Source organism: Salinimonas sediminis (assembly GCF_003429285.1).
Lineage (GTDB): Bacteria > Pseudomonadota > Gammaproteobacteria > Enterobacterales > Alteromonadaceae > Alteromonas > Alteromonas indica.
In genome coordinates this window covers 809,627-829,102 of sequence record NZ_CP031769.1, presented here as the reverse complement: position 1 = coordinate 829,102, position 19,476 = coordinate 809,627, and the positions used below count along the sequence as shown (strand labels likewise).

General features: G+C 49.5%; 15 protein-coding genes and 1 pseudogene. 7 read left to right on the top strand and 9 right to left on the bottom strand.

Features of this window, described 5'->3' with window-relative positions; all coding sequences use genetic code 11:
• Positions 1–88 precede the first annotated feature (88 nt).
• Both D0Y50_RS03730 and D0Y50_RS03725 read right to left on the bottom strand, forming a co-directional pair.
• Entirely contained in the window at positions 89–517 is a 429-nt protein-coding gene (locus D0Y50_RS03730; protein WP_117315578.1) for a hypothetical protein, read from the bottom strand.
• A 32-nt stretch (positions 518–549) separates the two neighbouring features.
• On the bottom strand, positions 550–825 hold the full coding sequence (locus D0Y50_RS03725) for a metal/formaldehyde-sensitive transcriptional repressor (protein WP_108568174.1): 276 nt from the start codon (positions 823–825) through the stop codon (positions 550–552).
• Positions 826–898: 73 nt separating this feature from the next.
• On the opposite strand from D0Y50_RS03725, the gene dmeF reads away from it, so the two are divergent.
• Complete coding sequence (dmeF, locus tag D0Y50_RS03720; protein ID WP_117315576.1) at positions 899–1,852, top strand: CDF family Co(II)/Ni(II) efflux transporter DmeF; 954 nt, start codon at positions 899–901, stop codon at positions 1,850–1,852.
• Between the two features lie 1,167 nt (positions 1,853–3,019).
• Here dmeF and D0Y50_RS03710 read toward each other — a convergent pair.
• The 5 genes from D0Y50_RS03710 to D0Y50_RS03690 form a co-directional block, all read right to left on the bottom strand.
• The gene (locus tag D0Y50_RS03710; protein ID WP_232366447.1) at positions 3,020–4,141 is read right to left on the bottom strand and encodes a PepSY-associated TM helix domain-containing protein; all 1,122 of its coding nucleotides are present in this window, start codon (positions 4,139–4,141) and stop codon (positions 3,020–3,022) included.
• A 402-nt stretch (positions 4,142–4,543) separates the two neighbouring features.
• Positions 4,544–6,052, bottom strand: coding sequence for a tryptophan halogenase family protein (locus D0Y50_RS03705; RefSeq protein ID WP_117315572.1), 1,509 nt, complete (start codon positions 6,050–6,052; stop codon positions 4,544–4,546).
• 7 nt (positions 6,053–6,059) lie between these two features.
• Positions 6,060–7,088: a cupin-like domain-containing protein gene (locus D0Y50_RS03700; RefSeq protein ID WP_117315570.1), complete on the bottom strand. Its 1,029-nt coding sequence runs from the start codon at positions 7,086–7,088 to the stop codon at positions 6,060–6,062.
• 18 nt (positions 7,089–7,106) lie between these two features.
• The gene (locus tag D0Y50_RS03695) at positions 7,107–7,832 is read right to left on the bottom strand and encodes a SapC family protein (RefSeq protein ID WP_117315568.1); all 726 of its coding nucleotides are present in this window, start codon (positions 7,830–7,832) and stop codon (positions 7,107–7,109) included.
• Between the two features lie 185 nt (positions 7,833–8,017).
• The gene (locus D0Y50_RS03690) at positions 8,018–11,074 is read right to left on the bottom strand and encodes a TonB-dependent receptor (RefSeq protein ID WP_117315566.1); all 3,057 of its coding nucleotides are present in this window, start codon (positions 11,072–11,074) and stop codon (positions 8,018–8,020) included.
• A gap of 462 nt (positions 11,075–11,536) precedes the next feature.
• On the opposite strand from D0Y50_RS03690, the gene D0Y50_RS03685 reads away from it, so the two are divergent.
• The 3 genes from D0Y50_RS03685 (at position 11,537) to katG (ending at position 15,730) form a co-directional block, all read left to right on the top strand.
• On the top strand, positions 11,537–12,604 hold the full coding sequence (locus tag D0Y50_RS03685; protein ID WP_108568166.1) for an ROK family transcriptional regulator: 1,068 nt from the start codon (positions 11,537–11,539) through the stop codon (positions 12,602–12,604).
• Positions 12,605–12,694: 90 nt separating this feature from the next.
• On the top strand, positions 12,695–13,336 hold the full coding sequence (locus tag D0Y50_RS03680) for a tetratricopeptide repeat protein (protein ID WP_117315564.1): 642 nt from the start codon (positions 12,695–12,697) through the stop codon (positions 13,334–13,336).
• A 171-nt stretch (positions 13,337–13,507) separates the two neighbouring features.
• A complete protein-coding gene (katG, locus tag D0Y50_RS03675) occupies positions 13,508–15,730 on the top strand; it encodes a catalase/peroxidase HPI (RefSeq protein ID WP_117315561.1) in 2,223 nt (740 codons plus the stop codon).
• A 122-nt stretch (positions 15,731–15,852) separates the two neighbouring features.
• Here the strand turns inward: katG and D0Y50_RS03670 are convergent.
• Positions 15,853–16,146 (bottom strand): annotated as a pseudogene (locus D0Y50_RS03670) (transglutaminase-like cysteine peptidase); the annotation flags it as partial.
• A 75-nt stretch (positions 16,147–16,221) separates the two neighbouring features.
• On the opposite strand from D0Y50_RS03670, the gene D0Y50_RS03665 reads away from it, so the two are divergent.
• Positions 16,222–16,821: a YigZ family protein gene (locus D0Y50_RS03665; protein ID WP_117315557.1), complete on the top strand. Its 600-nt coding sequence runs from the start codon at positions 16,222–16,224 to the stop codon at positions 16,819–16,821.
• A gap of 127 nt (positions 16,822–16,948) precedes the next feature.
• Here the strand turns inward: D0Y50_RS03665 and D0Y50_RS03660 are convergent, their stop codons facing one another.
• Complete coding sequence (locus D0Y50_RS03660; protein WP_108568162.1) at positions 16,949–17,377, bottom strand: organic hydroperoxide resistance protein; 429 nt, start codon at positions 17,375–17,377, stop codon at positions 16,949–16,951.
• 139 nt (positions 17,378–17,516) lie between these two features.
• Between D0Y50_RS03660 and D0Y50_RS03655 the strand changes: the two genes are divergently transcribed.
• Positions 17,517–17,975: a MarR family winged helix-turn-helix transcriptional regulator gene (locus D0Y50_RS03655; protein WP_117315555.1), complete on the top strand. Its 459-nt coding sequence runs from the start codon at positions 17,517–17,519 to the stop codon at positions 17,973–17,975.
• Between the two features lie 212 nt (positions 17,976–18,187).
• A complete protein-coding gene (locus tag D0Y50_RS03650) occupies positions 18,188–19,444 on the top strand; it encodes a PQQ-dependent sugar dehydrogenase (RefSeq protein WP_117315553.1) in 1,257 nt (418 codons plus the stop codon).
• The last annotated feature ends 32 nt before the right edge of the window (positions 19,445–19,476 follow it).

The window sequence follows — 19,476 nt, the reverse complement described above, 5'->3', positions numbered from 1 at the left end:
TTATCCCAAAATTGCTATATCGAGACCATGTACCAACGGTTAAATGTTAGTCACCTGATCATCTAAAAAATTGGTTAACAAACCAGTATCAAGCAAATAATGAAGGGAAAATGGGGGGGCGAAAGGGCTGATCTTCAAACGCTGCGCGCTGTCCTGCCCGTAACGAAAAGGACCGTTCGCGAACCACGGGGGAATCAAACAAAACAGAGCTTATCGCCGTTAGGAAAACCGAATGGCAAGTTTGCGCCGGACACTGGCAATGCACTTTACAACACGATTGCGTATCGGCCTGCGAGTGACCGCCCATATCATTGGCTGACAGCAACATCGTATTATGTGTTTGCAGCGTTTCTGTTGAGGGTAAATTTTGGCTATGCATAGCAGCATGGGTAGCGGTACTAAAAGCCGATACCACCACACTAAGCACCATCCAGAAAATTACCCAACGCCTACTATTGAACACTAAAATACCGGTCGCTATATGTCTTGTTTGGGCGCTAAATATAGCATACTGCATTTATTTTGCTATCACCCTGTAAGCCTAGCGGGTTACTTAAGGTAACTGTTTAAGATAGTGATCAATGCGTCAACTTCTGTGTCCCGCTCTTCATGGGTCAGGGTTCTGCTACCAATATGCTCGCGAATATGATCTTCTAAAACCTGCTTCATCAGCCCATTCACCGCACCTTTAATTGCGGCTACTTGCTGAAGTACTTTAAGGCAATCGGTATTCTGTTCCAGCAGTTTATCCAGCGCCCCAGCCTGCCCCTGAATTTTTCTTACCCGCGTTTGTAACGCCGCCTTGTGCGCTATCAAATGAGCCATCTTTATCCCCGTTGCGTCAAATTACTATACTGGGGTATAGTATATAAAAAATTCCGTCAGGCAAACAATTACCATGCATACGACCGTTAAAAACAAGTGGGGCCACGAACACAATTTTGTGCTCGATACGCAGAAATCAGAAAAGAAAGTGAATATTGTTTTTGCCCTGACCACCGTCACAATGGTGGTGGAAATTGTCGGCGGCACCTGGTTTGGCTCCATGGCATTACTGGCAGACGGATGGCATATGTTTACTCATTCGGCGGCCTTTGCTATTTCAATGTTTGTGTATTGGTTTGCTAAACGCCATCAGCACAATCCTGCCTATAGTTTTGGCACAGGTAAGGTGAATACCCTTGGCGCATTTGCCAGCGCAGTGGCCCTTGGTACCGTTGCTTTAATGATGGTAGTGGAGTCGGTGGAGCGGCTTTTCGCCCCCCAGGCGATTCATTTTTCAGAAGCTATCTGGGTGGCTGTAATTGGTTTGGGTGTCAATGTGATCTCCGCGGTGGTTTTGCATGATTCTCATCATCATAGCCACGGAGCGCATGAAGACCTCGACCATCATCATGCCTGCGACCATGACCATGACCATGACCATCATCAGCATGATCATAACCTTAAGGCGGCCTATTTTCATGTGCTGGCAGACACCCTTACCAGTTTGCTGGCAATTATTGCTTTGGTGGCCGGCATGTACTTCAACTGGTTGTGGGCAGATGCGCTGATGGGGATTGTAGGCTCAGTGGTTATTGGTAAATGGGCTTATGGGTTAATTCGCGACAGCAGTGGAATATTGCTTGATAAAGCGCCGTCTAAAACGCTTAGTGACAAAATTCGAGCGTCAATAGAGCAGGATAATCGGTCTGTGGTTACTGATTTGCATTGCTGGAAACTGTCGGGGAATCATTTAAGCGTTCAAATGGCTATCGCAACCAGCACCCAAAGTACCGCAGACGAATACAAGGCGCTGCTCAAAGACGCCGTAGAGGCTGACCATATTACCATTGAGGTCAACCGACTCTAGATTACGTACGCTGTGCTCTATAATCAGTCATCTGCGGTAGCGGCATTTTGCTAGCAATGGGGCTAGCTACAAAGCCAACCCACAAGAATTAGCTACTGGGTTTAGTTACCGCAAAACAGTAACAGGCCGGATTCTGTAAGGATACGTTTTAGCGCTTAACACCGGTTTTTTGGTGATTACGCCTGTAGATTGCGATGGAAAGAAAGTAACGCTACAGGCATGCCTTAAAAGTTTCTGCATACCACAGCATGGCAATTTTTTGCTGACACGCCGTTTTGCCGTGCCCATGAGCGTCCGCGCCGCAACGTTATGACTTTCATGCCGATAGTGCTCGATTTATTTTAACCATGGCCGCTTTTTTACGAGAAAGCTCAGTAGCAGGCAACCATGATAAGCGCGTATAGAAGCAGTGCACTGCTTGTTCAGCTGTCTCCTGCTGCCTTTAGCATGCGAGCGCGCCCCTCTGGGTACCCTCTATGGCGATCCTCTATACCTTACCTTTATGCCTATAAACTTTTCAGCAAGCCAATTAATAAGCAGCCCTCCCCCACGCACCAACAAAAGTCAGAGGGGTGCGGTGGTTCCTATGCAAAAGCATTGCAATTCAGCTCACATTTGCTCATGTAAGCTTCACCGGGCACTCGGTTTGCCAGCTTACCTTCAGTCAAAGCAAAAACCCCTCGTCCCATAACCTTGTAATAACAATGAGGCGGTGAGCTGTCAGTGTCCTTCCGGCCATCGTCTGATTAGCTCCCGTGGGAAGCAGTGTGGATTCATCTAGCCCCCATATCTCCGTCATAGTCATAGCCACAATCATAGTCGCAATCATAGCCGCAATCATAACCATAGTCCGGGCAAGCATAACGGTAGTTGGCCATACTGCTAATCCGTCTACTAACAAGGGCGCACCGCACCTCCAGAATGTCAGCCTAAGCAGATACACGTAAATACTTGGGCCGGAACGGCTATCCCCCACCCGGTTCAATGTCCGGCATAACTCCCCCTTAGTCTATTTTAAAAAGCCCTGGAATAGGCAGAGGCAGGCTTATTTGGGCCCTGGGCCTGGGGGGAGGCCGGTTGCTAACATGGCTTGATGGCGCTATTTGTACAATCCCTTCTTACGAGCATTCACCTTCGTCTTTGCTTTACTCCTGTTCCCGCTCAGTCTCAGGGCATTGTATTGTGACGGGCGCTACCCTCCCCTCTTCTTTTGTAGCAGGTTCGCCAGTAATAGCGTATAGCTCCCAATATAAACAGTATCGTCATAGCCATGCCCGCAAGCACATAGAATATTCTGCCTGCCAGCCCAAAATACGTACCGTCGTGCAGCGCGTGAAGCCAGTTAACGATGGTGGTAGCATGGTTTTGTTTATGAAAATCATAACTGTATAGAAGAGTGCCATCCGCTGCGCTGATATAAACAAACGTGTGAGGAAAGCGCCGCGAGGGGTCGCCTTGTTGAGAAAGCCGGAACCGATAATAGTCTGGTGTGCCGGTGACAGCAGGGGTCTCAATCCACGCCAGCGTGGCAGTGGGATAATGGCTGCGCGCCTGCTCCAGTGCTACCGCAGGAGGCACCGTATCAGCTTTGGCGCCGCCAGCATTCTGGCCGAGCAGGGGTTGTGGTGTGTTTACGGGCCCAAAGCCCTGCGACAACACCCAACTGGTTTGTTTTGGCAATGCCAGCATAGCTCCTGTAACGCATAGCAATACAAGGGGAATAACCATTACCAGGCCGGTAACTTTATGCCAGTCGTACAGTTGCCCTACCAAAGCTGGACGCCGCTTAAACGCCAGCGCACGCCGCCACTGCCCGGGCCGCGGCCACCACGCAAGCAGGCCACTAAGCAGAAGCAAAGTGGCGCCCACCCCTATCATCCCAACCACTACCAGTCCGGTAGCGCCAGATAAAAGTGAAAAATGCAGGTTATAAAGCCAGGTCATAAGATAGTGCCCCCAGTATTCCTGCCGCACCACGGCGCTACCATCAGCACTAAGCCATACCATTAACGGCGCGAAATATTCGCCCTGGGTGGCTGGGGGATGGTAATAGCGTGCTGCAATAACACGGCCGCGTTCAGAAGCTTCAACACGCCACGGCCCGTTCAGGTCAGGATACGTTTGGCGCAGGGTATGTAGCGCCCTATCGTAGCGAGGCGCAATAAGCTGAGGAGGAGAACAGGAGTCGCAAGCCGGGGTCGCAGGAAGATTAAGCGCGCCGTCCAGCTCATTATAAAATACCAGCGCCGCCCCGCTCAGGCTCAGCACCACTACTGGTATACCGAGCAAAAGTCCAGCCCATAGATGAACACGTCTAAGCCACTTGTTTAACTTCAATGATACCAACCCATTATGTACTACCAGAATACTCAACCATAGCTATCCTGTAACCCGGGTAGCTTATACATAGTGGCGGCAAGCTTGTATCATCTTTTACTGGCGCACAATGCGACATTTTGTCGCAGGCTATTAAATGAAATGGCGTATTAGCCAATCCCCCGCCCCTGACATTACCTCTGGGCCGGGAATATTGCGTCGCTAGAATAGTACCAAGCCGTTTAAACCGCTATAAATAATATAGGCCTCGGCTTGGTTATCGGCAGTGCCTGGGCCGCACAGAGATTATCTTGCACAGCCATTGAGCAGCGTCATACGAGGGTGGAGGGCGATAGCAAACCACCGCGGATAAGTTTATCGTTCCCAGCCGTCGGTAGCACAGTATTGGGTAATAAAATCATGATGCTGAGGCATTTTAGTTACCATTTTCTGGATAGCCTGACGGATATTAGCTAACTGCTGTTCTAAACCATGCTGGTCAAGTAGCCGCCCGGCGCCGTGATGTTGTTTGGGATATAACCCCTGCCCCAGCATTACCTGCACCCACGAATCGGTTCTGAATAAGCCGACTTCATCTGGCCATACATAGGCATTTTCGCTAAACAACTGCATACGATGGCGTAACGAGTCCGGTATATCCAGCATGCGATAGAAGTTCCAGAAATCACTGTCGGTACGTTGGGTGGCGTGATAATGCAAAATGATAAAATCTCGTACCGCTTCAACTTCAAACGAGGTTTCTGCATTAAAACGCGCCGCTTGCTGAGTATATTCGTTGCCAAATGGGAAGAGTTTCATTAAACGCAATATCGCGGTAGTGATCAGGTGGATACTGGTAGATTCCAGCGGCTCAAGAAAACCGCTGGACAAACCTATGGCGACACAGTTTTTATGCCACGCTTTGTGCCGGCGGCCGGTTTTAAATGCCAAATGCCGTACGTCTGCTACCGGTGCTCCCGGAAGATTGTCCAACAGCACATCTTGCGCCTGTTGGGCATCCATAAAGCGACTGCTGTAAACCAGCCCATTACCCATTCGGTGCTGTAACGGAATTTGCCACTGCCAGCCTGCCGGATGAGCGATGGATTTGGTATAAGGGACGGGCGCACTCGTGAGCTCTGTTTGCACGGCCACAGCCCGGTCTGCTGCCAGCCAGTGGCTCCAGTCTTCATAGCCAACACCTAACGCTTTACCTATTAGTAGGCCGTGAAAACCCGTACAGTCAATAAAGAAGTCGCCTTCAACCAGTCGGCCACCTTCTAACTGTACCGCCTCAATGTTACCAGATACCGCATCTAATGCGGTATGGGCTATTTTTCCTTCAATGCGTTTAACCCCAGCCCCTTCGGCTTTTTTACGCAAGTATGCGGCATAAGCAGTAGCATTGAGATGATAAGCATAATTAACCGGCCGTTTATCGACCTCTAGACAAAACTTCTGCGCCTGGGCTGCCTGCAACTCCAGACAGTAATCAGATAACTCCCCGCCAAATCCCTGGGCCTTGGCCTCCAGCCAGAATTCATGAAACTCCGCCATCCACGACCGCTGGCCAATTTCGCCAAACGAGTGAATATAGCGATCGCCCTGATTGGCCCAGTTATCAAACTGAATACCCAACTTAAAGGTTGCCTGGGTTTGCGCCATAAACTCTTTTTCATCTATCCCTAATAACCGATGAAATGTGCGCATGGTGGGTATTGTGGCCTCGCCAACGCCTACCGTGCCTATCGCATCCGACTCAATTAATGTGATGTCGAGCAACGGCCCTAGCCGGGAGACCAGGCTAAACGCCGTCAGCCAGCCTGCCGTGCCGCCACCAGCAATAACCACAGCACATTTTTGTTCATTAGGATGAGGAGTCATAAAACAGTTACCGGTTTAAATTTTTTAATAACATAGCGCGCATTCGGCGTGCATTGATGTCGTTCATTTCGCCCAGCGGGCCATGGCTGGCGGCCGGCAGATGTTCGGTCACGTTAGCTGGATTACCAAATACATAGTAGTCGAACAGGTCGCGCCAGGCTTGCTTTTCTGCTTCAGGCTTATCGCGCAGGCTCATCATGGCGTGTAACATGGCATCCATCGGGTTCCCTTGATGCGCCTGCCCGGTCATCCACCAAAAGTTAATCATTACATTAAACCGATCAAGCGCGGCCACTTCGTGCCACCACATTGCCGGGTAGTACAGCGCATCGCCCGGCTCCATTTCCACCACTACAGCCGCCTTTAGTGCCTCAGCTATTCGCGGGTGCCGGACAAAATCAGGCTCATCCAGGTTGGCCATTGTTACCATTTGGCCGCCCGGCGTGGGATGCAAAGGTCCTGGGTACAAATTTTTGACTTGCTCGGGCGCAAACAGGGTAAAGCGGCGACGCCCAGCCACGCAGCACGCGAGATTTTTAGGTTGGTCAAAATGGGCCGCCGCGACCGACTCGGTCCCCAGCCAGATTTTAGCTACGGGCTGATTACCGATAAATTCAGGATGATCAAAGTTAAGTGAATGCGTGGCGGCCAGGCCCGGAAAACCGTCGTTAAGTTTGAGTGAGTTTACATACAGGTAATCATGTTCTGCGCTCGAACGTTCACTGCGTATCGCTTCAAGTACCTGGGCGAAATTGGTCCGGTAGCTGTTGAAATTGAACCCGGTAGCCTGCTCGTTATAACCAAACCTGGCATTGATTTCTGGGGCACCGCGATAACACAAAAAGGGTTGCTGGCTATCATGCAACGCTAATTGCTGCATGACCTCATCGTTTGCGCCGTCAGCCGCCTGAACTAACGGCCACTGTTTGACCAGCCCTGGCATAAACACAGGTTTACCCGCGGCAAACAGAGTATCGAATGGAATGGTATCTGGTGTGATATTGTCCAGCACCAGCAATGTATCAGAAGATTTCACAGGGATATCAGGCTCCGGTTATAGCGTGGCTGCCTGAGCAGATTTGCGGTCAATCAGCTGTTGAAAATTGCTCATGGAAGAAAGGATAAAAAACAACAGGCTTAGAGTACCGTATTGATTAAGCCGGGCCAATGCATCACCACTGAGGTTGGCCAATGCTTGCTCATTGATACTCAGGTAATCATTAAAATTCACCTGGTGGTCGTCTGACAGTTTTATCTGCACCGATACCGGTTCAAGCAAATCCATCTCCTGCGCCAACGTAAATAATGTGTTGTCGTACTGGGCGCCGGTTTCGATAACCTGAAGCGCCTTTTTTACATGCTGCAAATATGCACTCTCTCCACCCATAGGTAAAAATACCGACTCGCCGGTGGTGTTACTCACTCTTTCATCCTGCTCGTCAAAGCATAAAAAGGGTTTTGCCTGGGCACTGTCATCTTGTTGATGATAAGCAATACTAAATGGACCGCAAGCCAGTTGAGCGGGTACAAATCGGCTTTGCCAGCCCGTATCATCTATAAAAAGATTTTCGTTTTTATCGAGCCCCAAAATAGCATGCAGCTGTATCGTCTGTGTCGCTGGGTCGCGATAAAACAATAGGGGGAACTCTTTGTGCAGGTCCTGAATTTCCGGTGTATAAGCCAACGTACGATTTACCTTGCAGTCGGCCATTGCGGTGAGATGAAGATTTATTTTTAAATCTTTGTGGTCAACGTTGTTTAATACAGTGGTGGTTTTCATGGGTATGCCAGATTTAATCTTGACCTTTTGTGGCATCCTAGCCCGAGGGCGGGCCACAAGCAATTATAAAAAAGCTGTGTTCAGTTATAATAAAACTGTATTACTACAAGAAGATCAATGTATTGCAAGAAAACATTGCCCCTACAGCCTGGTGTAGACTGTAAGGGCAACACAAGCAGTGTTACTTAGAAGTTGTAACGGGCGCTAAGTACATAGCGACGGTCCAGCTCCTGCACAAAGAACACATTGTTGTACGTACGACCGTACTGACGCTGTCCTTCTTCAGTCAGGTTGATAACATCCAGACTCATGGTGAAGTCTTCGGTGAAATCGTAGCTTACGTTGATGTCTATTTGCTCATATTCATCTACAAACAGCGGATTACGTACAGATGAAACCGAGCGGTTAACTTCGTCCAGGAAAGCATCGCGCCAGTTATACGCTATCCGCGCAGACAATCCTTCTTTTTCGTAAATCAGTACCAGGTTAGCACTGTCGCTTAAGCCTTCCAGGGCGAACTGATCAACCGTTGGATCTGAGGCCACATCATAACCAATATCACCATCTACAATAGTGAAGTTAGCCTGGTAACCAAACCCGCTTTCGCCAAAGAAATGCTGCCACGCCATTTCATAACCTGAAATACGTGCACTTTGGTTATTGATTGGTCGGGTTAGCTCAAACTGGAACTCAGGATCGCCGGCCTGGGCCATAATGTCGTAAGTACTAAATACATCATCAGCAAAAGCCTGTGATTCATCAAACTCTGATGCACCGCCGGGGAAATCATCTGGATTGTTTAGAATCGCTGCCATCGTAAAGAAGTTACGCTCGGTGATAGTCACGCCCTGCGCGTTCAATGCTTCAACAGCATCGCCAGATAGTGTACCTGCCTGGCCGGAGTTGGCATCAAGCAAGCCAAACAAAGGCTCTGCCACCTGCTGGGTACCCACAAAGTTGTCTACATCTTTACGGTAATAGCCTATTGAAACCATGCTTGATTCGCCGTAGTACCACTCTAACGATAAATCGAAGTTATTGGATTCCAATGGATCCAGACGCGCGTTACCGGCGTTGCCCGATGCCGCGCCGCCAAGATAGGTGGGGCGGTTAGGCACGTTTACACTGGTGGCCGAATACAACTGGTCATAAGCCGGACGAGCCAAGGTCACACTATAAGACGCCCGTGCTTTAATATCGTCAGTAATGCTTAACGACAAATCAATATTAGGCAGGAAGTTTTCATAGCTATGGTCTGCGCTTAATTGCACTACATCGTTACCTAACACCAAATTGTAGTCATTGTCAGACAACCACACAATATCGGTCGGCACTCGCTGGCTGGCGGTAGAAGTAACATCCGTTTTTTCATACCGCGCACCCACGACGACATTCAGTGGCATGCCACCTACTTCGCCGTCCATTGTCACCTGGGCATAGGCGGCAAAGATATCTTCTTCAACCGTATTGTTATCCGACCCGGTGGCCGGTAGTGCGCCTGGTGTAAAACCATAGGTAGGTGCAATTGCTTCTAACAGTTCAACGGCGTTGCCTTTAAACGATACGCTACCTAAGGCAATAGTGTTCGAACCGGCAGGCTGTGCATTAGCATCTGCGCCTTCAACACCTGTCATTGCATGGTCTTCAAAATTACACGCGGTACAGGTAACCTCTAACAAGCCTTCTGGTACGTCACCCGGGTTATCAATACCCCAACCGCCCAGCGTCGCTTGGGTAGCCAATCGGTTTTGTTCCATTTCAGTTGCCAGATAGCCTATCCCGAAATCAATAACCAGGTCTGCGCCTTTATCCCATTTACCTGAGAATTGAAATTGCTCTACATTAGACTCCTGGGAAGACTCAGTCGCCTGCGCAACCTGGGTACCCACATCCGCTAGATCAAAAATGCCATTATTATTACCTTTAAGGCTATCATCGATTACTATACTGGCTTGCGGAATGGAGCGTGTAAAGTCAGCGGTTTGCCAACCTGCGGTAGCACCAGCAACGTTAAAACGTAAAGAGTTTTTACCGTAAGGTGCATTACCACCACTGGTCGCTTTTGAGGTGGCAACGTCAAACTTTAAGTTAAGCGAGTCATTTACCCACCAATCAGCGTTAAAACCAAAAGATTTCAGTTCATCTTTGGTGCCCATAATCAGGTTCTGGAAGAAGAAGTCTTTACCACCTTCAATATCTTCAGTCAGATACACCGGGGTCGCAACCACGGGGTTCCCATCAAACTCCACATCAGTGAACTGACGGGCAAACCAGATACCGTCAATCAGTGAGTTTGATTCCATTTCATTTCGGGCATACGCTGCATCAGCGGTTAGGGTAAGTGTGTCAGAAGGCGCGTATTGCAGCGTCAGCATGCCGTTAATACGTTCACGGTTATCGGCATTGGTCCCTAAGCCCAAGTTAGAAGGAATGGCTACCAAAGTGCCATCTTCAGGTGCATTAACTATGTTGGCGTTTTGCATGCCCACAGTTTCCAGCGCATCTGGACCCCAGGTTTCCAAATCGTAACGTTCTACACTCATAGTACGGCTACCAGAATCACGCTCCTGATAAGAACCAAACAACGAGACCCCAAAGGTATGCTCTTCATTGCTCCAGTTCGTTACCCCACTGACTTCTGGTGTAATACCGTCACCGCTTTCATCACGCATCGCTTTTGCGCCAATAGAAGCGCGGTTTTCACCCTGGGATAATGGCTTTAACGTATTGATATTGATAGTTGCACCAATGCCGCCGGAAGGGATTGACGCTTTACCGGTTTTATAAACTTCAATACCGCTTACGCCTTCAGAGGCCAGGTTAGAGAAATCAAATGAACGGGTTGTGCCGGTAGAGCCTTGGTCAAGCGGGTTACCGGTAATTGATGACACATTAGCTGCCGGCATTTGGCGGCCATTCAAGGTGATAAGGTTAAAGTTACCGCCAAAGCCACGTACGGTAACTTCTGAGCCTTCACCGTTTACCCGGTTGATAGATACGCCGGTAATACGTTGCAGTGATTCGGCCAGGTTGGTATCAGGGAATTTACCCATATCTTCAGCAGAGATAGCATCAACCACGCCAGATGACTGGCGTTTAACATTCATGCTTTGCGATAAACTACCGCGTACACCTCTGACTTCAATTTGTTCTACTTCAGGCTCTTGTGCCATGGCCTGTGCCGCTACAACCGCATAAATTGCGCCTGTTACTGCTGCAGATATTTTTGATTTAGTAAACATAGTTTTTGGTTTCCAGTTGAGTTTTACACGTGCTTCCTAAAAACGCGTCTGCCACCGCCATAGCCGAGATCTTTTAAACCGGTTAATACCAGGGTTACTCACCTTCTAAAAGTCAGCGAATACGATGACGCCACATCACTCGTGTCTGTCAAATATGTTGTCCCGACATGTTTGACTTTGCCTGCCAAGGCACTGTTAACCAAATGTAACGATTGAGTTATAACGCGCAGCAAAATTAATTGCAAGCACTTTGTAAAGAATGTTAACAAAGTAGTGGAATAAGTAAATTTATCGTTTTAGAATCAGCCGCTACTTATGTCGCATTCATTACACAGGGCGGGCAAATGGACATGCTGAATACACCCTCCAATGGTAATAGCAGATCCTGCTTTATCTGGAACCATAGCCGTATAGACAAGCACGTCAACCCGCTCCCCCTTGGAGTGGATAAGGCCGCAAAAAATGGCTAAGTCGCACCACTTTTCGCATGTAGCCCAGGCCAGCACTTATCAGGTGTTTGATGCCTTGCGTCGCAATGGCGCAATGAGCCGCGCTGCTATTGCCGCGCATACCGGAATTACCCGCCCGACGGTGTCGGGGGCCACCGAACGCCTGGTGGCTGCGGGGTTGGTTTGCCCCACAGATCGGCGTACTACGGGTCAGGGTCGTGCGGGGGTGATCTATGAAATTGCCCCTCATTATGGCGTGATCCTGGCTATCGCCGTGGATGGCGAGTCTGTGCATGTGGCGATAAAAAGCCTTGCCGATACCTGGCTTGAACAACGGGTTTTTCCGTGCCCGGATCTGAACCAGCCGCACGCTTTACCCGATCAATTGTTGGCACTGTTAACGCCACTCATTGAACGTATCAACCTGCCGGTGAAAGCCATGGGTATTTCGGTGGCAGCGCCGGTAGACCCGGAGTCCTGCCAAGCTGTGCGTTTGCCACTGCTCCCCTTCGGGGCCATTTGCGAGGTATCATTAAAAGACTACTTTGGCGGGCGTTTGGGCTGCCCGGTAGTTATCGATAACGACGTAAACTGGGCGGCCTTGGCCGAGGTAACTTACGGCGCCATGCAAGGCCAGCGCAACTTCATCTGTGTGTATTTAGGGAAAGGAATCGGCGCGGGTATTTACCTTGAGGGCCACCTGATTCGTGGAGGGGCTGGCCTGGCCGGAGAACTAGGATATGTGCCGGTAGAAGAGCATATTAATTTGCAGGATTATGTGACGGCAGCCGCGGCTAACAACCCCGGGCTGCATGAAGCCAATGCACAGCGCGACCGCGCGATTGCGCATATTGGCAAAGTTATCGCTACTGCCAGTATCGTGGTGAATCCTGATGCTTTGGTATTAACCGGGCCACTGAGCGAGTTTCCGGCTGTATTTGACCGGGTAAAAGAGGCTATCAGTGGTTACTTACTGCGCCCCCTGCCAGTATTGCAAAGTCATATGCCTGAAGATGCGCCGGTACGCGGCGCCGCCTGTGGCGCATATCAAAAAATGCTCGCGCAAACCGGCTTGCTCTAAATCTGTTGTATCACTTTACCCAATCGGCTAACTTTTTAAGTTTGACTGTGTGTATAGTCGTTTACAAAATTAATTTTATAAGGATAGCCCATGCAGTTATTAGCCAAAGTTGTGGTAGGTAGTCTGTTTTTAGCCGGATCCAGCCTGAGCCAGGCAAACCCAGATGTTTTGTCGATTCAGCAACAATGGGCAAAAATAAACTACCAAAGTGAAAATAATGCGCAGCAGATTAGCGCTTTTAAAGCCCTGGAAAGTGACGCAGTACACTATGTGGAGCAACATCCTGAGGACGCCGCCGGACTAACCTGGCTAGCCATTGTGCAAGCCAGTGCAGCCCGCGCGATTGGCGGGATGGACGCCCTGAACTACGCGGAACGGGCGAAAAACCATTTTGAACAGGCCATTGCCATTGATGAAGGCGTGCTAGAAGGCACAGCGTTATCTAGCCTGGCAACGCTTTATCACAAAGTGCCTGGCTGGCCCATCAGTTTTGGCAGCGATAGTAAGGCTGAAAAATTGTTTTTACAGGCCCTTGAGTTGAACCCGGCAGGAATTGACCCCAATTATTTTTATGCTGAATACTTATACGATGAAGGAGAGTACGAAGACGCTTTATCTTATTTAGAGCAAGCCAGCCATGCACCTGCCCGCCCCGCTCGGCCACTTGCCGACAAGGGCCGTCATCAGGCGATTGCCGCCCTCAAACAGAAGATTGCAGACGAGCTCAAATAAGTTCTTTTAGGGGGCGGAACTAAAGGGCTGGTTATTTTTTGTCATGTTCTGTTAACAAATTCGATTAGGATAATCTAATTTACTTATTTTCTTCTTTGTCATTTTTAACCGATTCTTACTAAGCTAATAAAGCTTGTTGAAACGACAAAATATTGTCAGAGGAAGAATAAAATGTTGAAACGTGCATTAAGTGTTGCGGCTGCGGTAAGCCTGGCACTTTCACCCCTAGCCCCTTCAGTGGCCGCGCCTACGGTTACAGACGAGGTGCGCAGCAACTCGTTTTGGTGGCCAGAACAACTGGACCTCTCTCCGTTACGTGCCCAGGGGGTTGGTTCTAACCCCTATGGCGAACAATTTGATTATGCAGAAGCCTTTGAAACGCTTGATTTGCAAGCGGTTAAATCAGATATCCGCAAAGTATTGACCACCTCTCAGGATTGGTGGCCGGCCGACTATGGTCACTATGGTCCGTTTTTCATTCGGATGGCCTGGCACGCAGCCGGTACCTACCGTGTAGTCGATGGCCGTGGCGGTGCAGGCGGTGGTCAACAGCGCTTTGACCCGCTTAACAGCTGGCCTGATAACGCTAACCTGGATAAAGCTCGGCGGCTACTGTGGCCCATCAAACAAAAATATGGCCGGGATATTTCGTGGGCTGACTTGATGGCGCTGACGGGTAACGTGGCGTTGGAAGATATGGGCTTTAAAACCTTTGGCTATGCCGGCGGACGCGAAGACGACTGGGAACCTGATCTGGTTTACTGGGGTCCGGAAAGCAAGATGCTGACAGACGATCGGCGCGACAAAAAGGGTAAATTAAAAGGCCCATTAGCGGCAGTAGAAATGGGCTTGATTTATGTTAACCCGGAAGGCCCGCACGGTAACCCTGACCCTATTGCTGCAGCAAAAGATATCCGTCATTCTTTTGGTCGTATGGCCATGAACGATGAGGAAATTGTTGCGCTGATTGCCGGAGGTCATACTTTTGGTAAAGCGCATGGCGCGAAAAAAGCAGACTGCCTGGGTAAAGAGCCTGCTGCCGCTGATATTGAAGACCAGGGCATGGGTTGGAAAAACAAGTGCGGTAAAGGTAACGCTGAAGACACCATGACCAGTGGTCTGGAAGGTGCCTGGACGGTTACACCTACCCAGTGGACTACCAACTATCTGGAAAACTTGTTTAACTTTAACTGGGTGAAAACTAAAAGCCCAGCGGGCGCTACACAGTGGGTTCCTGATGCAGAGTCAGCTAAAAATATGGTGCCTGATGCCCATATTGAAGGCAAACGACATGCACCCATCATGTTCACCACCGACATCGCTATGAAGGAAGATCCGGCGTTTCGTAAAATTGCGATGCGTTTTAAAGATAACCCGGAAGACTTTGAGCTGGCTTTCGCAAAGGCCTGGTTTAAACTTAACCACCGCGACCTGGGCCCGCGTGCCCGTTACTTGGGTGATGAAGTCCCTGAAGAAATACTGCAGTGGCAAGATGCTATTCCTGAAGTGGATTACCAGTTAGTCAGCGATAGCGATATTAGCAAACTTAAAAAGCAAATTCTGGATTCTGGTTTAACCGTACCTGAATTGGTGAGAACCGCCTGGGCCTCTGCGGCAAGCTATCGGGACACCGATATGCGAGGTGGCGCTAATGGTGCGCGCGTACGCCTGGCACCACAGAATGAATGGCCGGTTAACAATCCCAAAGAACTGGATAAGGTACTGAGTAAGCTGGAAAACATTCAGCAAAGCTTTAACAAGAATGCGGGTGAAACACAGATTTCTCTGGCCGATACTATCGTGTTGGCAGGGGCCGCAGCCATTGAAAAAGCGGCAGCAGATGCTGGCCATAAGGTTACCGTACCCTTTAAGCCGGGCCGCAATGATGCTAGCCAGGAAATGACAGATGTTGGGTCATTCAAGTGGCTTGAGCCAAAAGCCGACGCCTTCAGAAACTATTACTCTGATGACGCCTGGAAAGGGCCTACGCAAATGCTGGTAGAGCGGGCTGATCTGCTAGGTTTAGGCGTTCCGGAAATGACTGTGTTGTTAGGTGGTATGCGAGCGCTTGATGCTAATTATCAGGGCAGCGAGCATGGTGTGTTAACCCAAACGCCGGGCCAGCTTAACAATGCCTTTTTCACTAACTTGCTGGATATGTCTACCAAGTGGGAAAAAGCAGAGGGCGAAGAAGGTATTTATAACGGTGTAGACCGTCAGTCTGGTAAACAGAAATGGACTGCCACACCGGTAGATCTGATTTTCGGTTCCAACTCTGAGCTACGTGCTGTGGCAGAGGTTTATGCAGCTAAAGATGCTAACGATATGTTCGTTAAAGACTTTATCGATGTATGGACTAAAGTGATGACCGCCGATCGCTTTGATCTGAAATAAACCCTTAAGGTGTAATTTACAAAGCGACCGAAAGGTCGCTTTTTTTATGCCTGTTTAGCGGTTAATGGCCTGGCAAGCCTTCTCCGGTTTGTGCAATGCGGCCGCCGCAAAGCCAATGTTGCTTACGCTTGTCCTAATGCAATGCCTTCTGCAGTGAGTTTTTGTAACAGATTGCGCCAACGGGATAACCGGGCAGTAGGAGAGCCAACTGACTCCGCCCCACCCGGCGACCATATCCCTTCGCTATTAAAGCTAAATACCGGCGTAAGGTCGGTACGCTGGCCCGCAGGAAGCACATCTGAGATTAAACTATCTAAGATAAGAGGTTCACTGGTAGGGTTAGCATAATAACCCAATACCATATGGGCCTGCGTAAGCGTACTTCGCCGCCCGCCAATTTTTGCTTTTACGTAAATCTTCGCGCTTTAATGGCTATTGTGTGGCAATACAAGCATGGCTGATTCCTCCCAACGTGCGTATAATTAGCCCTTATGGCGTATTTTATCCCCCAGCAAAAACACCTGACCCGTCACGAGATTAAAAAAAGTTCATTTATTGGTATCGCGCAGCATGCGGCTAACCGCGACGAGGCCATGCGCTTTTTAGCGGACGTGAAGCAGGCCTATCCTGATGCCCGGCACCATTGCTGGGCTTATTTATTTGGCTCACCCGCCATGCCTACCGGTATCGCTATGGCTGATGACGGAGAACCCTCTGGTACGGCCGGTAAGCCCATTTTAAATGTGCTTCAGCATAATCAGGTTGGCGATGTAATGTTGGTAGTAGTGCGGTATTTCGGTGGTATCAAATTGGGCGCCGGCGGGTTAGTCAGGGCATATTCGGCTTCCGCTCAACTGACTCTTGAAAGCCTGCCTGTGGTCGATCAGGTGGTGATGGAGCAATTGCAGGTGCGCAGCGACTTTAAGCATGAGCAATATTTGCGTCATTTTATCGAGCGCCATCATGGTCAACTGATAGCTACGTCCTACAGCCATGAAGTCACCTTGGCGCTGGCACTACCAGCAGCAGCTGTAGCGCCATTACACGCCCTTGCCGGTAGCATGGGTTTTACCGTACATACCGCGAAATAAACCGCCCGCCCTCTGGTGGGTAACCCTGTCCGCTTTGCCCGGGTAGCTGGTAGCGCAGTGCCAGACCGCCAATCAGCATACCCGGTGTAAACCTGCGCCCGTCCGCCTGGGTGCCCTCGCGCAGGTGTTATACTAAGCGTAGTTCTACTGCGATATTGCCTCGGGTAGCGTTGGAATACGGGCAGACTTCATGGGCGTTTTCGATTAATCTTTGCGCCTGACTGGTGGCCAGGTCCGGTAAGGCCACCAGTAGGGTAACCGCCAACGCAAAGCCCTGCTCTACCGGCCCTATCGCCACTTCAGCCGAAACCTTTATATCATTACCCAGTGTTATTTTTTGAGCTGCCGCAACGTGTTTTAATGCCCCGATAAAGCAGGCTGCATAACCGGCTGCAAATAGTTGTTCCGGATTGGTACCCGCGCCATCGTCGCCACCCAGCCCGGCTGGTACAGAAAGCCTGGCTTGCAGGCGGCCATCGTCTGACTGCGCACTGCCATCTCTTCCGCCTGTTGCTGTTGCACTCGCTTTGTATAGAATCTGCTGTAATGCTTGCATGCTTTTATTCCACCTTCGTTTAAAGAACTATAATTACATTGCATGCAAACCAATTTACGGCAAACTGCGCATTCCAACAACTACTTTGCACGCAAAGTTATTTGCGTCAGTCGTGTCGTGCAAGTTAACCGGAGCTGTTATGAACGACGATTTAATGTTAAAAAATCAGTTATGCCACCGTTTTTATACGGTCTCGAACGCGTTTAGCCGGGCTTATCGCCCGTTGCTGGCAAAACTGGATATAACCTACCCTCAGTATGTAGTCCTGATGAGCTTATGGGAAAATGAAGGGATAACTATTTCTGATTTGGTGGAACATACCCAAATAGATAGTGGGGCGATGAGTTTAATTCTGAAAAAGCTCACTTCGAAAGGCTTTTTAACCGTCTCCCAGGCGCAAGACGATAAGCGGGTTAAAATAGTCTCCCTTACCGCTTATGGCCGTAAGATGCGGGCCACGGCAAGTAATATCCCCCAGCAAATGCGTTGCGATATTGCCGCGTTATCTGATTCCCAGGCGCGTACGCTTATTGAGCTAATCGATAAACTTAGCAGCGGATTACAGCGTTCTCTGTGTCAGCGGGAGAATGAATCCTGAACAGCTTGCCGGGTGAGCGCAGCAGATTGTACCCTTGGAACCGGGTTAATTTGGTCCAAAGGTAATCTTGGTATGTTTTGTTACCGTAGGTATGCAGTAGTTTGATATCACCTTATCCATTATGTTGGCGGTGGTGACGGCCTGGGCATGCCCCGGTTACGTGCTGTATTTGCTATTGCCGGTATGGACCTCAGCCTATAGGAAAAATATCGATGAAAAACAAACCATTCACTGTACTCGTGGCCTGTATGTTAGCTAGTTCGGCCAATGCCCAGGTGGCTGTAGAGCCCGATAATGGCTATGCGCCGGGCGATAAAGTGCCGTTACCCAAGCCATTTGCTACCGCCTCAGCCGAACGCCGGACCAAAGTAATTGGCTGGCCTGAAGGTCAGGCTCCTACCGTACCCGAGGGCTTTGTGGTTAAACGGTTTGCCACCGACCTGGAACACCCTCGCTGGATTTATGTCTTACCAAATAGTGATGTTCTGATAGCCGAAGCCAACGACGCTGAAAAAGGTAGCGCCGATAGAATTACGCTGTTGCGAGATACCAACAATGACGGTGAAGCAGATGAACGGCATGTATTTTTAGAACAAGGGCTGCAACAGCCGTTTGGTATGACCCTATTGGGCGATGATTTCTATGTGGCGAATACTAACAATATTACCCGTTATCCCTATACCGCCGGGGCGAATACAATTGATAAACCCGGCACGGTTATTCACGATATTCCGGCAGATGGCTACAACCATCATTGGACCCGCAATATTGAAGTAACGGCAAGTGGCGAGCAGCTATTGTTGACCATTGGCTCCTCGAGTAATGTGGGCGAGCATGGTATGGATAAAGAAGCACGGCGTGCAAAAATCTTTACCCTTGAGCCTGACGGTAGTAATGAAACGGTATTGGCATCTGGTATTCGTAATCCAAATGGGTTGGACTATAACCCCGTCACCGGGCAATTATGGGCGGCGGTAAATGAGCGCGACGAACTGGGGGATAATTTAGTGCCCGACTATGTTACAAGCATTAAGCCGGGTGGATTTTACGGTTGGCCTTACAAATATTATGGTGAGCATATTGATCCTCGGTGGCAAGAACGTATGCCCGAAGAAGCCGCTAAAACGCCCCTTATTCCAGATATCGCAGTGGGTAGCCATACCGCCACCCTGGATTTAGAGTTTTATGAAGGCAAAACCTTTCCTCAACGTTATCATAATGGTTTATTCGCAGCCCAGCATGGCTCCTGGAACCGCGCGAAATATAATGGTTACAGAATAATCTTTATGCCCTTTGAAGATGGCCAGCCTACCGGGGAAATTGAAGAGTTTATGGGTGGTTTTTTAAAAAGCAGCGAGACTGACGAAGCTTACGGCCGCCCCTCTGCTGTGCGCGAAATGCCAAATGGGATGCTGCTTATCGCCGATGATGACGCCAACACTATTTGGTCAGTACAGTATCAACCGTAATAGTTCAATCATACTGGGCGGGTATATGAGTT

Excerpts from the sequence above, each read along its gene's own strand:
- D0Y50_RS03660 (WP_108568162.1), bottom strand. The coding sequence starts at position 17,377 with ATGCAAGCATTACAGCAGATTCTATACAAAGCGAGTGCAACAGCAACA.
- katG (WP_117315561.1), top strand. The coding sequence starts at position 13,508 with ATGTTGAAACGTGCATTAAGTGTTGCGGCTGCGGTAAGCCTGGCACTT.
- dmeF (WP_117315576.1), top strand. The coding sequence starts at position 899 with ATGCATACGACCGTTAAAAACAAGTGGGGCCACGAACACAATTTTGTG.
- D0Y50_RS03690 (WP_117315566.1), bottom strand. The coding sequence starts at position 11,074 with ATGTTTACTAAATCAAAAATATCTGCAGCAGTAACAGGCGCAATTTAT.
- D0Y50_RS03705 (WP_117315572.1), bottom strand. The coding sequence starts at position 6,052 with ATGACTCCTCATCCTAATGAACAAAAATGTGCTGTGGTTATTGCTGGT.
- D0Y50_RS03730 (WP_117315578.1), bottom strand. The coding sequence starts at position 517 with ATGCAGTATGCTATATTTAGCGCCCAAACAAGACATATAGCGACCGGT.
- D0Y50_RS03695 (WP_117315568.1), bottom strand. The coding sequence starts at position 7,832 with ATGAAAACCACCACTGTATTAAACAACGTTGACCACAAAGATTTAAAA.
- D0Y50_RS03725 (WP_108568174.1), bottom strand. The coding sequence starts at position 825 with ATGGCTCATTTGATAGCGCACAAGGCGGCGTTACAAACGCGGGTAAGA.
- D0Y50_RS03680 (WP_117315564.1), top strand. The coding sequence starts at position 12,695 with ATGCAGTTATTAGCCAAAGTTGTGGTAGGTAGTCTGTTTTTAGCCGGA.
- D0Y50_RS03665 (WP_117315557.1), top strand. The coding sequence starts at position 16,222 with ATGGCGTATTTTATCCCCCAGCAAAAACACCTGACCCGTCACGAGATT.
- D0Y50_RS03650 (WP_117315553.1), top strand. The coding sequence starts at position 18,188 with ATGAAAAACAAACCATTCACTGTACTCGTGGCCTGTATGTTAGCTAGT.
- D0Y50_RS03685 (WP_108568166.1), top strand. The coding sequence starts at position 11,537 with ATGGCTAAGTCGCACCACTTTTCGCATGTAGCCCAGGCCAGCACTTAT.
- D0Y50_RS03655 (WP_117315555.1), top strand. The coding sequence starts at position 17,517 with ATGAACGACGATTTAATGTTAAAAAATCAGTTATGCCACCGTTTTTAT.